The organism is Pedobacter sp. AC464 (genome assembly GCF_979253075.1).
The window spans coordinates 1-12,585 of record NZ_CEEDBV010000002.1; the positions used below are offsets into that span (position 1 = coordinate 1).

Below are 12,585 nucleotides of genomic sequence, written 5' to 3' on the forward strand. Positions count from 1 at the left end.
ACCTCGCGGCGGCCTTTTATATATCGTTAAGCTTTTAATCTGCTGAAGTCTTATTAGTCTTCCGTTTCTTAAACGCTTATTTCAATCTTTTTTTCCCTTTCCGGCATCCGCCGTTCCGGTTTGTTTTCCCTTCGTAATCGTTGGGAGTGCAAAGGTAAGAATCTTTTTTTAACTTCCAAATAAAATATTTTTTATTTTTTCAGCCCTTTCAAATCCCTTAACCCAGCTTTTCATTCTTTCCCGTTCCTTCCGAACAGGGTTGCAAAGGTAATCACTTTTTCCTCACCCGCAAGAAATATTTTAAAATAATTTCAAGCCCTTCTACCTCATCCTTTCAACCTTTTCCCTTCCTCCGAAGCGGGATGCAAAAGTAGAAAAAAATTCCGTCTATACAAAACCATAGCATGAAATATTCTCTATTGCCCACTTAACTTATTTAAAATCAACAAGAAAAAATTCGATGAAATTCAGAACTTTTTTAACAGATGGGTGTTTGGTTACCTCGGCACTGCTTAATGCCTTAAATTAGCACTTGATTTGGTGAACGGCTCATTATATGTAGTGAGTTAAATAATACATGTATATATATAGGCCTGCCTGGAGAGATGGTTGTTTGGAACACGGCTTAAGGTTAACTAAACCCGACCCTAATGGAAAACCCGCAAGCTGAGGAACGAAGCGAGGATTTGAAATGGAGGGCGGGATTGACAATAATAGCAGCGCAGACCCTGCTTTTCTAAAAAATTTACAGATGTTAAAAATTGTTAACTCCTATTTACTACTCAATTGCTTTGCATAGCTTAGCGCCAATTGTTTTTATTGATGTTATCGTATTATTAATTATCTTTGCAGAATGTTTAAAGTTAAACACATAATTGTATTAGTATTTGTTGCTGCTATTGGTATGGCAGGGTGTAAAAGCCGTTTTGAAAAGTTAAGGGCAAGTAATGATGTAAAAAAGAAATATCAGGAAGGTATTAGATTGTATAACAGCAGAAGTTATAGTAAGGCACTAGTACTTTTCGAGGATTTATCGCAAAAATATCGTGGTAGAGAGGAAGCTGAAGGCTTAAATTTTTATTATGCCAATACCTTGTATAAGTTGCAGGATTACACAACTGCCAGGTACCAGTTTAAAAGTTTTGCAGATACCTACCCTGCAAGTAAGGATGCAGAAGAGGCACGTTATATGGCTGCCTATTGTTACTACTTAGAATCGCCTGTTTTTTCATTAGACCAGGAGAATACATATAAGGCGATTGATGCCTTACAGTTGTTTATAAACTTATACCCAACAAGCGAACGTGCCGCAGCTGCTGCTAAGTACATTACGGTATTAAGAGGCAAGCTTGAAGATAAGGTTTTTGAGAACGCTAAAATGTATTTAACTACCGGGCCAAGTAATGCAGACAACTATCGTGCAGCCGTTATTGCTTTAAAGAACGCTCAAAGAGATTACCCGGATATCAAGTATGCAGAGGAAATGGATTTTCTGATGATAAAATCTCAATATATGTATGCTAGAAATAGTGTTCCGGTTCGCCAGCAAGACAGATACAATGAGGCAACCGACTTATATAATGAGTTTACTGAAAATTATCCAAAAAGTAAGTTTACTGATGAGGCTAAAAGGTTAAAATCTGATATTGACGCAGGTATAGCATTTAATAAGCAAGAAATGGCTACCTTTGCAGCCGAACAAGCGAAGTATATGGAAATGCTTAAAAGAACCGGCAAAATAAAAGATACCACGAAAGTTAACAACACCACAGATATTAAAAACAAGTAACACATGAATACTAACAAACCTGCTGTACCAAATACTACGGTTACGAGAAATGTACACGATTTAGATAAAACTACTGATAACTTATACGAATCGTTAGTTGTTATTGCTAAAAGAGCAAATCAGATTTCTAATAACATGAAAGAAGAATTGCATGGTAAATTGGCAGAATTTGCTTCGAGTAACGATAATTTGGAAGAAATTTTTGAGAATCGTGAGCAAATCGAAATCAGCAAGCATTATGAGCGTATGCCTAAGCCTGTTTTAGTTGCTATTGATGAATTTTTGAATGAAAAAATTTACCATAGAAATCCTGCTAAGGAGCAAAAATAATTAGCATAGGGCACAAACCATGCTCAAAAATAAAAACATAATCCTTGGCGTTTGCGGCAGCATTGCAGCATATAAGTCGGCATTTTTAGTTCGGCTACTGGTAAAAGCAGGTGCAAACGTTAAGGTTATTCTTACCCCCGATGGCGCTAACTTCATTACGCCACTTACCCTTGCAACCCTTTCTAAAAACCCCGTTTACACCCAATATTTTGAGGAAGAGACAGGCGTGTGGAGCAACCATGTAGAACTTGGACTTTGGGCAGATTTAATAATCATTGCCCCAATTAGTGCAAATACATTGGCAAAACTTTCTACAGGGATTTGCGATAATCTTTTAACTGCTGTTTATCTTTCTGCAAAATGTAAGGTTTATGTTGCGCCCGCAATGGATTTGGACATGTGGAAGCATGAAAGCACGCAGCAAAACATACAGCGAATTACAGGCTTTGGGAATACTGTTATTGCTCCGGGCAGCGGCGAACTGGCTAGCGGGTTAGTTGGCGAAGGGCGTATGGCAGAGCCTGAAGAAATTGTTCGCTTCCTGGAGAATGCGATTAAGAAATCGATGCCACTCTTTGGTAAAAAAGTTATGGTTACCGCCGGACCAACTTATGAAGCAATAGATCCCGTTCGTTTTATCGGAAATCATTCCTCTGGGAAAATGGGTTTTGCTATAGCAGATGAGTTGGTAAGATTGGGCGCCGATGTAACTTTAGTTGCCGGTCCGACAGTTAATAATGGTGTTGAAAGCTATAAACGAATTGACGTTGTAAGTGCTGAAGAGATGTTTAAAGCCTGCTCGGCAATTTTTGAAACTACAGACATTACCGTTATGTGCGCTGCTGTTGCAGATTACCGGCCAAAGTTTGTTGCGAGCCAGAAAATAAAAAAACAAGACAGCAATTTTGTATTAGAATTAGAAAAAACCACCGATATACTGGCTGCACTGGGTATGCGGAAGAAAGGAAATCAAATTTTAGTGGGTTTCGCTTTAGAAACCAATGATGAAGAAAATTACGCGAAGGGCAAGCTGGAGAAGAAAAATCTGGATTTGATAGTTCTAAATTCTTTGAATGATAAAGGTGCTGGTTTTAAATCTGATACGAATAAAATTACTATTTTTAACAAGGCTTTGCAGAAGACGGTTTTTGAGATGAAGTCGAAAACTGAAGTTGCTAAAGACATATGCGAGGCGATTTTAAAAATATTAAAATGATAAAAAGAATTGTTTGTTTATTGCTATTACTTGGCCTTGGAAAAATCCAGGCGCAGGAGTTAAATGCAAGAGTACAGTTATTGGCTCCGCAGGTATCGAACATAAGTAAACCAACACTGGATGCTTTACAAAAAACAATTCGTGATTTTTTAAACAACAACAAGTTTACCAACGAAACCTACAAACCCCAGGAACGGATAGACTGCAATTTCGTTATCACGATAAACTCATGGGATGGCGGTTCCGGATATACCGCGGAAGCGCAGATTCAAAGCAGCAGGCCGGTTTTTAACAGCACATACAACAGCACGCTGCTGAATATGAGTGACAAAAACTTCGACTTTTCTTTTAATGATGGGTCAGTTATTGATTTTTCGGACCAAAATTATATTTCCAATATCAGTGCGCTTCTCTCCTACTACGCTTATACCATTATTGGTTTAGATAAGGATAGTTTTAGCAAACTGGGCGGAACAGCTTATTTTAAAAAAGCACAGAATATAATCAATCTGGCCCAGGCGTCGGGCAATTCGGGATGGAGAGCAGCGGATGGATTGCGCAATCGTTTCTGGTTCAATGAAAATGCGCTAAATCCAATATTTGGTGAATTAAGGAGTTTCATCTACAGTTATCATTCTGCTGGTTTAGATCAGTTAACCGACAATGACAAAGGATTAATGCCGATTGTTAATGCGCTCTCTGCACTTCAACAAATGGACAAACAAAAGCTAGGCTCTATTTTCCCAAATGTTTATTTTGCATCTAAAGCTGAAGAAATTACCAATGTTCTTGCCAAGTTAAATACGCAGGAGCGCATGAAGGCTTATAATCTGTTAGCAGAAATAGACCCGGCAAATATTGGAAAATACGAGGGTTTAAAACAGAACTAATCCTGGTTGCAACACTTATAATCTCTTAGAGGATGAAAAAGTTTTTGTTACTTACTATTTGCCTTCTTCCATTAAGTGTATTTGCTCAATCCTCTTTCACTATTCGTGGCTTTGGAAAAGGTTTTAAAGATGGTGATAAAATCTTTTTAAGCTACAGACAAAATGGTCAGATAGTTGATGATTCTACTTTAGTGAATAAGGCTACATTCGAATTTAAGGGAAGCGTTAACACAATAGTAAGAGGCTATTTATCCAGAAACAACAATCCCAGATATGCTGAAGAGCTATTTGATTCTTTTAGTATTTACATTGAGGCAGGAGAAATTATGCTAAACTCTGCCGATACCTTGAGTAACTCGATTATTTCTGGCACGCCATCAAATAATGATTATGCAGAACTCCTTGAAGTATTAGATCCTATTAATAAGCAAATAAAAAAACTGAACGATATTAATAAGGAATTGAAAGATACAGCATTGCTAAATTTGAACAAAACAAAATTAGAAGATGCATATTATGATACATTTCCTATTCAATTTAACTTTATAGCTAAGCACCCGGATTCTTATGTAAGTTTGCTCACTTTGGGGAGTATGGCCCGAACATCCAAATTTTTGCCACAGGTAGAACAAAGTTTTACAAAGCTAAGCACCGTACTTAAGGAAAGGCCAGAAGGCAAAGAAATAACCAGACGGATTATTGAAGGCAGAAAAATTTCGATTGGCATGCCCGCAAAGGATTTTATTCAAAATGACATACATGTAAAGCCAATTAAACTCTCTTCTTACAGAGGTAAGTACGTTCTTGTCGACTTTTGGGCATCATGGTGCGCTCCTTGCAGAGCGGAAAATCCAAATATTTTAAATCTTTATAAGCAATACAATTCCAAAAATTTCACTGTTTTAAGTGTATCTATTGATGTAGATAAAACGAAATGGCTGAATGCAATTAAGGAAGATAAATTTCCCTGGATGCAAGTTTCGGATCTTAAAAAAGAAAATGAAGTGGCTAAACTTTATGGTGTTACGACAATACCATCAAATGTATTAATTGACCCTGATGGTAAAATTATTGCCAAAGATATTAAGGGCAAAGATTTACGTGATATGCTAGCTTCGCTATTAGATTCGAAGTAACTTAACCCAAATGTAATTTACTTAACTCATTAGCCCCGACAAACACGAAAATACTTTTGGTTATAAAAACTTAACCCTTTGCAGAATCCTTAACCAAAAGATTGTAGTATTGGCGGGAAAGAGGTTAAAAAAGAACCACAGGTTTTGCGCTTTTACCTATTATTAAAATCGATAAGGCATATAACTATCTCTTGGTAATTTATTAATCAACTTAGAGCAGTTTCTTAAACCCTCTCCTCCCCCAGATAATTGCCGAAAATTACATGCAACATTATTGATAAAACGACGTCCTTTAGCAACATTATAGGTTCTCATTAAAAAAAATGTTAAAATATTTTGTTAATACGAATATCTTCGTACATTTGAATACGAAATAGTTCGTACATCTGTAACATATGAGTAACAACAACATCAAACCAACTGAAGGCGAAATGGAAATTCTACAAGTGCTGTGGCAAAAAGGGCTTTGCACGGTTCGGGAAGTGCACGAAGCTTTGGATAAAAAGGATTCGGGCTATACCACTACCCTTAAGTTGATGCAGATAATGCACGAAAAAGGAATGGTAGAGAGAGATACCAATCAAAAAACACACATTTATAAGGCCGTTGTAAATCAGGATAAGACCGAAAAACAATTGGTAACTAAGATGATTGACAATGTTTTTAACGGCTCGGCCGCAAGATTGGTAATGCAAGCCTTAGGGAACCACAGCGCAAGTGCGGATGAGATAGAGGAGATAAAAAAGTATTTAGAAAAATTAGAAAAAAACAACTAATATGGAAACTCTGGTACAACAATTTATTAAAGCCTTCGGGTGGAGCATTGTAAATTCGCTATGGCAAAGTGCATTAATTTATGGGGCTTTGTTTATCATCATGTTGGGCATACCTAAAATGGACGCAAGGCATAAGCATAATATTGCGTTCGGGGCTATTGTGTTAATGTTTGGTTGTTTTGTATATAATTTTATTGATCATTTATCGAAATTTAAAGTTGGAAATGCAAGTTTAAACAACGCTGCCTCACCCGCAACTTATCAATATTTTAACAACGTTCCGCAAAGTTTAAGCACTAAGGTTGAACAGTATTTTCCGCTAATCGTTGTTTTTTATCTTGTGGGTATAACCCTTCAATTGTTTGTAATAACTAAAGGCTATAGTCAGCTTTCAAAATTTAAAAGAAACGGACTTAGTAATATTCCAGAAAGCTGGAAACTTATATTTGAAAACGTTACCGGAAACCTAAAACTTAATAAGGCAATTCAGTTTCATATTTCGGAGCTGGTAAACGTTCCTTTGGTAATTGGTTATTTGAAACCAATTGTTTTGTTTCCGGTTGCGCTTGTAAATCAACTAGACAATGAACAGGTTGAAGCGATTTTGATACATGAACTATCGCATATAAGACGGGATGATTTCCTTTTGAACCTGATTAAAACGGCCATTGAAACGCTTCTTTTTTACAATCCATTTGTTTGGCTGGCGGGAAGGTTTATCCACATTGAACGCGAGCATGCATGCGATGATTTAGTGCTGAAAGTTACAGGCAAACCACTTAATTACGCTCATGCTTTGCTAAAGCTGGAGCTCTTAAAAGACAAAAGCAGTCCAGCTTATTCATTAGCAGCAACCGGCAAGACGCAAAATTTATATCAACGTATTAAACGAATAACCAATATGAAAACGAACTATTTAAATGCCAAGCAGCAAATGGCAGCCCTAACATTAGGCATTGCCTGCTTATTTTCAGTAGCATGGATTAATCCGGCTAAAGATAAAAGTGTAACAAAAAAACCTTTGAATAACCATGCGCTTCAGCTAAACGCAACAGCCGATAAACATGCTGTAGTTTACCTGGATACGACTAAAAAGCACAAAATAAGAATTGTGACAATTGATGCCAATGGAAAGAAAACGGAGTATAATTCCATTAAAGAAATGCCGGATAGCTTGAGAAAAGACATTTACGTAGATGAACTTTTTGGTGGCCGGAGGGCAATGATTTTCAAAAGCGATTCAGCATTTAAATTTAAAGATTCCTTGTTGAGGGCAAAAATATATCGCGATTTTTCTTCACCAGCAGCGCAGGCAAAATGGAAAAAGTTTGGTGAAGATGTTGCTAAACAATATTCATCACCAGAAGCCCAAGCAAAATGGAAAAAGTTTGGTGAAGATGTTGCTAAACAATATTCATCACCAGAAGCCCAGGCAAAATGGCAAAAGTTCGGCGAAGATGTTGCCAAAGAATACTCATCACCAGAAGCGCAGGCAAAATGGAAAAAATTTGGCGAGGATATCGCCAAAGAATACTCATCACCAGAAGCGCAGGCAAAATGGAAAAAGTTTGGTGAAGATGTTGCGAAACAATACTCATCACCAGAAGCGCAGGCAAAATGGAGAAAAATGGGCGAGGAAATGTCGAAGAAGTTTAATTCCATTGAGGAGCAAAGAAAGTGGCGAAGCGTTGGCGAACTTACCGCAAACTTGCCGAATATTGAAAACTTGGATAAGGAAATTAAACTAAGGATTCTTTCAACTAAAGACATCAAGAGGCTTAAATCAGGAAATGAAGGTGATGCAACAGATTCGGCCTTCGGAGATAATACAGAGGCATATTCGATTAGATCAGGGAAAGATAATATTTTATATCTTGAAGGAAAAAACACGGTACGAAACACCGAAGAATACAAAAAGCTAAAGGAGAAATTCGAGAAACAAGTTAAAGAGCTTGAAGAGAAAATGAAAAAAAAGGAAATAGCTGAGCGGAAGGAAAAACCAGAATCTACTGAAAAGCCTGAACAATAAAACCAACCAAATTATACTAAGTAAAACGGTGAAGATTAATCTTCGCCGTTTTGCTTTTATAGCTGATGTTAAAATAACTTTTTAGTATTTTCGCAATGGTATGCTACAGAAACTTTCAATACGTAATTACGCATTAATAGATAGCCTCGATATAGAATTTGACGAGGGTTTGAACATTATAACGGGCGAGACTGGTGCGGGTAAATCAATCATTTTAGGTGCACTTTCGCTTATTTTAGGTCAACGGGCGGAAAGCAAATATTTTTTCAGTCAAGACAAAAAGTGCATTATAGAAGGCACATTTTTGCTGGCGGATGAAAACCTGAAAACAATTTTTGAAGAAAATGATTTAGATTTTTTTAACGAAACCAGTTTACGCCGGGAAATATCAATTGATGGCAAATCGCGTTCATTTATAAACGACACACCAGTTAATCTAACCTTGCTAAAGCAAATTGGGGAGAAACTAATTGACATTCACTCACAACATGCTACGCAGGAAATTAACGATTCCGATTTCCAGTTGTTAATTGTTGATTCACTTTCAAATCACAATTCGCTTTTGCTCGATTATAGAAACGGCTTTAAAAAACTAAAGTCGGAAGTTTCGCGACTAAAAAAATTAATTAGCGATGCAGACGAGGCAAGAAGCAGGCAGGATTATGAGCAATTTCTCTTTAATGAATTGGAACAGGCAAACATTAAAGAGGGCGAGCAGGAAGAGCTGGAACAAGAACTCGAAAGATTAACGCATGCTGAAACCATAAAACGGGCCCTATTAACTGCTTCTGGCTTACTAACGGAGAGTGAACCATCTGCCATGCAATTGCTCAAAGAAGCACAAATACAATTTCAAGGCATCGAAAAGTTCGATTCATCAATAAATACTTTGTTTGAAAGACTGCGCTCTTCAATAATCGAGATAAAGGATATAGCTGACGAAACTTCGGCAATTGAAGAAAATACCTTACATAGTGCAGAACGTCTTGAAATCGTAAACCAGAGGTTAGATCTGTTCTATTCATTGCAACAGAAACACCGGGTCGCAGATAATCAGGCACTCCTAATCATTAAAGAAGAGCTGGAAAGAAACCTGACTCAACTGCTATCGTCGGATGAAAATATTGAGCTGCTGCAAAAGCAAAATGAACAGCTTAAGAATGAACTCACTAAACAAGCCTTGCAGCTTAGTGCAAATCGAAAGAAAGCAATTAAGCTGGTAGAAGAACAAACAGCAAATACTTTAAAAAGAGTTGGAATGCCAAATGCAAAACTGGTTTTAGCTCAAACTGCGGTTACTGAACTAAACAGCGATGGTTTAGATGAGATTAGTTTGCTATTTACGGCAAACGCAGGCCAGGCTCCGGCGCCGGTAAATAAAGTTGCATCTGGTGGCGAATTATCGCGGTTAATGCTCGCCGTTAAAGCGTTGTTAGCGAAACATACTTCCCTTCCAACCATCATTTTCGATGAAATTGACACCGGGATATCGGGTGAGACTGCATTGAAAGTTGGCGAAGTAATTGCAGATTTAGGGAACAACATGCAAGTGATTTCCATCACGCATTTACCGCAAATTGCTGCAAAAGGGAAATCGCACTATTTTGTGCATAAAAATGAAGATGGTAAAAAGACAACCACTGGGATTCGGAAATTAAGTGAGGAAGAACGTGTTGGCGTAATTGCTGAAATGTTAAGTGGTAAGAATCCTGGAATATCGGCGATTGAGAACGCAAAAGAATTATTGCGATAATGTTTTTACATTATAAACTAATTATTTAGTTTATATTTGAGTATGAAACAATTGTTATCGCTTTGTTTATTGATTTGCCTTTCAGGGCTATCTTTTGCACAACAAACTTTTACGTTATCGGGCGTGGTTAAGGACAAAAAAGGCGAATCGTTGCCCGGCGCAGGAGTATATGTTAGTGGTTACAAAATCGCTACGGTTGCAGACAACAATGGCAATTTCAAGCTGAATTTAAAACCTGGCAATTATGATATTCTTGTTCAGCTGATTGGCTACAAAGCATTAAACCAAAACATAATTATTAGCGATAAAAGCCTGGCAACAAACTTTACGCTACAAGAAGATGCGTTGCAATTAAATGAAGTAACTGTTAAACCAGATCCCAACCGTGAAAGTTACATCAGAATGTTTACCGATTTCTTCATCGGAACCACGCCAAATGCCTTGCAGTGCAAACTTATCAATCCAAATGTATTAATTATCGATTACAGCAACGATGATTCTAAGCTTACGGTGAAAACAAATCAGTTTCTTATCATCGAAAATAAGGCTTTAGGATACAGGATCAAATACCAGTTGAACAATTTTGAGTTTGACAATAAAACGCGTATTATTTATTATGAGGGTTATCCTTATTATGAGGATTTAAAGGGAGGAAAAGGACAAATGAAACGCTGGGCTGCTAAGCGGGAGGTTGCCTACAACGGTTCTACTCAACATTTTTTTAACAGTTTGTATAAAGGAACCTCAATGAAAGAAGGTTTTGTTATAAATAAATTGATAAAACAGCTCGACAAAACACGGCCATCAGATAGCTTGATCACTTCAAAGATAAAACAATTTAGAAGTTTGGCTTTGGGCTCATCAAATAAATTAAACATTACGCTTGGAGGCAGCGACTCGTTAAGCTACTGGTTAAAGCAGAAAAATAAACCCAAAGAAATATCTTTTTTAAGTACGAAGGAAGTTTTACCAGATACTTTGGTTAAAAAATATAACGAGAGCATTAAGGGAATGGAGTTTACAGACATCCTTTACGTTATTTACAATAAAGAAAGGGAGGCACCCACTTATGCAAACCAAATTGGAATGTCGATTTCCCGCCCTATGGATATGCCCGATTATCAGGTTTCTCTAATCAATCTTTTAGTTGCCCCGGTTTATTTTTATGAAAATGGTGGCACTTACAATCCTCGGTCTATGCTTTATCAAGGTTACTGGAGCTGGGAAAAAATTGCAGATAGCGTCCCGTTAGATTATGTTCCAAACACGCCGAAGAAATAATTTAATCGTTTCGTAATGTTAAAATTGTTAAAATAGCAACTCAGTTTTATATTTATTATCCGATTTGGTTACATTCGCTCTTATGATCAAAAGCGCCATCCTGTCTTTGTTTTTCATCTTTTGTGGTTTTATTGCTTTCAGTCAGAACACTTTCTCTATTAGCGGCAAAGTGAAAGATAAGCAAGGCGGTTTACCTGGCGCAGGTGTATATTTAAGTGGTTACAAAATCGCGACTGTCGCAGATAATAATGGAAATTTTTCGCTGCCAAACCTAAAGCCCGGAAGTTACGATCTGCTGGTGCAAATGGTTGGCTACCTACCCTTCTCGAAAAGTGTTATTATTTCAGATAAATCCATCCAACTAGATTTACTTCTGAATGAAAACACTGTTCAACTTAACGAGGTAACGATAAAAGCAGACCCAAATCGTGCCAAATATATCAAGCAGTTTACCGAGTATTTTATAGGTATAACCCCAAATTCTAAACAGTGTAAAATTCTAAATCCTCAGGTTCTAAATGTTGATTTCGATGTTACAAAAAGTCTGCTTACTGTTAAAACCACAGAATTCTTAATTGTGGAAAATAAGGCTTTGGGATACAGACTTAAATATATGCTCGATTATTTTGAATATAACAGCCGCACGAGGATAATATATTTTTCAGGACATCCTTTCTTTGAGGAACTAAAAGCATCAGCAGCCAAAAAGAAGAAATATATTGATGCTAGGGAAATTGCATATTACGGCTCATCGCAGCATTTTTTCAGGTCATTATACGAAGGCAGAAGTAAAGAAGAAGGTTTTCTGATAAACAAAATCATTAAAATACCTAACCCAAACCGTTATCCTGAAGACGTAATTAACCAGAATTTAACTCAAATTAGAACCCTACCTGAAAAAACTGGGATAAGAAAAGTTGCGGGAAAAATTGATGTTGGCTTGCTTGATTTCTGGACGAAACAAAAAGAGATGCCAAGGTATATAGATAAATTCAGTCGTGCTGACGTAAATCCGGATACTCTGGTACACGATTACAATAATAACCTGAAGTGGATAAATTATACCGATGCGCTCTGTATTCAATATACAAAAGAGAAAGAATCACTGGCTTACTCAAACACCGGATTTTGGGTTTTCAGGCCAATGGATGTACCCGAAAATGAAATTTCGGTTGTGAACCACACAACGCCAGACCCGGTTAGGTTTTATGCAAACGGTGGCATTTATGATGCCCGCTCCATGCTTTTCGAAGGTTATTGGGCTTATGAAAAAATTGGCGATATGGTGCCAATGGATTATATTCCCCTAGTGAAAAAATAATTTATTTTCCACATAATTCAAAAACATAAATAAAAATACTAATAATATTAGTATTTTTATTGCT

Annotated in this window: 10 protein-coding genes; all 10 read left to right on the forward strand. The window is 37.1% G+C overall.

Translation table 11 applies throughout. The annotated features are described in order from the left end of the window. The first annotated feature begins 853 nt into the window (after positions 1-853). The 10 genes from AC0IWT_RS10730 (at position 854) to AC0IWT_RS10775 (ending at position 12,521) form a co-directional block, all read left to right on the forward strand. The gene (locus AC0IWT_RS10730) at positions 854-1,789 is read left to right on the forward strand and encodes an outer membrane protein assembly factor BamD (RefSeq protein WP_056870171.1); all 936 of its coding nucleotides are present in this window, start codon (positions 854-856) and stop codon (positions 1,787-1,789) included. A gap of 3 nt (positions 1,790-1,792) precedes the next feature. Next, entirely contained in the window at positions 1,793-2,119 is a 327-nt protein-coding gene (locus AC0IWT_RS10735; protein WP_056094546.1) for a DNA-directed RNA polymerase subunit omega, read from the forward strand. Positions 2,120-2,138: 19 nt separating this feature from the next. Further along, complete coding sequence (gene coaBC / locus AC0IWT_RS10740; RefSeq protein ID WP_471797216.1) at positions 2,139-3,335, forward strand: bifunctional phosphopantothenoylcysteine decarboxylase/phosphopantothenate--cysteine ligase CoaBC; 1,197 nt, start codon at positions 2,139-2,141, stop codon at positions 3,333-3,335. Beyond that, a complete protein-coding gene (porD, locus tag AC0IWT_RS10745; protein ID WP_471797217.1) occupies positions 3,332-4,225 on the forward strand; it encodes a type IX secretion system protein PorD in 894 nt (297 codons plus the stop codon). Before coaBC ends, porD begins: the two co-directional genes overlap by 4 nt. Positions 4,226-4,257: 32 nt before the next feature. After that, positions 4,258-5,361 carry a redoxin domain-containing protein gene (locus tag AC0IWT_RS10750; protein ID WP_471797218.1) on the forward strand — a complete coding sequence of 368 codons (1,104 nt, stop codon included), beginning with the start codon at positions 4,258-4,260 and terminating at the stop codon, positions 5,359-5,361. Positions 5,362-5,756: 395 nt separating this feature from the next. Next, complete coding sequence (locus AC0IWT_RS10755) at positions 5,757-6,137, forward strand: BlaI/MecI/CopY family transcriptional regulator (RefSeq protein WP_471797219.1); 381 nt, start codon at positions 5,757-5,759, stop codon at positions 6,135-6,137. 1 nt (position 6,138) lies between these two features. Then, complete coding sequence (locus tag AC0IWT_RS10760) at positions 6,139-8,166, forward strand: M56 family metallopeptidase (RefSeq protein WP_471797220.1); 2,028 nt, start codon at positions 6,139-6,141, stop codon at positions 8,164-8,166. Between the two features lie 100 nt (positions 8,167-8,266). Continuing rightward, positions 8,267-9,919 carry a DNA repair protein RecN gene (recN, locus tag AC0IWT_RS10765; RefSeq protein ID WP_471797221.1) on the forward strand — a complete coding sequence of 551 codons (1,653 nt, stop codon included), beginning with the start codon at positions 8,267-8,269 and terminating at the stop codon, positions 9,917-9,919. Positions 9,920-9,961: 42 nt separating this feature from the next. Beyond that, positions 9,962-11,200 carry a carboxypeptidase-like regulatory domain-containing protein gene (locus tag AC0IWT_RS10770; RefSeq protein ID WP_471797222.1) on the forward strand — a complete coding sequence of 413 codons (1,239 nt, stop codon included), beginning with the start codon at positions 9,962-9,964 and terminating at the stop codon, positions 11,198-11,200. Positions 11,201-11,282: 82 nt separating this feature from the next. After that, entirely contained in the window at positions 11,283-12,521 is a 1,239-nt protein-coding gene (locus AC0IWT_RS10775) for a carboxypeptidase-like regulatory domain-containing protein (protein ID WP_471797223.1), read from the forward strand. The last annotated feature ends 64 nt before the right edge of the window (positions 12,522-12,585 follow it).

Excerpts from the sequence above, each read along its gene's own strand:
- AC0IWT_RS10735 (WP_056094546.1), top strand. The coding sequence starts at position 1,793 with ATGAATACTAACAAACCTGCTGTACCAAATACTACGGTTACGAGAAAT.
- AC0IWT_RS10755 (WP_471797219.1), top strand. The coding sequence starts at position 5,757 with ATGAGTAACAACAACATCAAACCAACTGAAGGCGAAATGGAAATTCTA.
- AC0IWT_RS10775 (WP_471797223.1), top strand. The coding sequence starts at position 11,283 with ATGATCAAAAGCGCCATCCTGTCTTTGTTTTTCATCTTTTGTGGTTTT.
- coaBC (WP_471797216.1), top strand. The coding sequence starts at position 2,139 with ATGCTCAAAAATAAAAACATAATCCTTGGCGTTTGCGGCAGCATTGCA.
- AC0IWT_RS10750 (WP_471797218.1), top strand. The coding sequence starts at position 4,258 with ATGAAAAAGTTTTTGTTACTTACTATTTGCCTTCTTCCATTAAGTGTA.
- porD (WP_471797217.1), top strand. The coding sequence starts at position 3,332 with ATGATAAAAAGAATTGTTTGTTTATTGCTATTACTTGGCCTTGGAAAA.
- AC0IWT_RS10760 (WP_471797220.1), top strand. The coding sequence starts at position 6,139 with ATGGAAACTCTGGTACAACAATTTATTAAAGCCTTCGGGTGGAGCATT.
- AC0IWT_RS10730 (WP_056870171.1), top strand. The coding sequence starts at position 854 with ATGTTTAAAGTTAAACACATAATTGTATTAGTATTTGTTGCTGCTATT.
- recN (WP_471797221.1), top strand. The coding sequence starts at position 8,267 with ATGCTACAGAAACTTTCAATACGTAATTACGCATTAATAGATAGCCTC.
- AC0IWT_RS10770 (WP_471797222.1), top strand. The coding sequence starts at position 9,962 with ATGAAACAATTGTTATCGCTTTGTTTATTGATTTGCCTTTCAGGGCTA.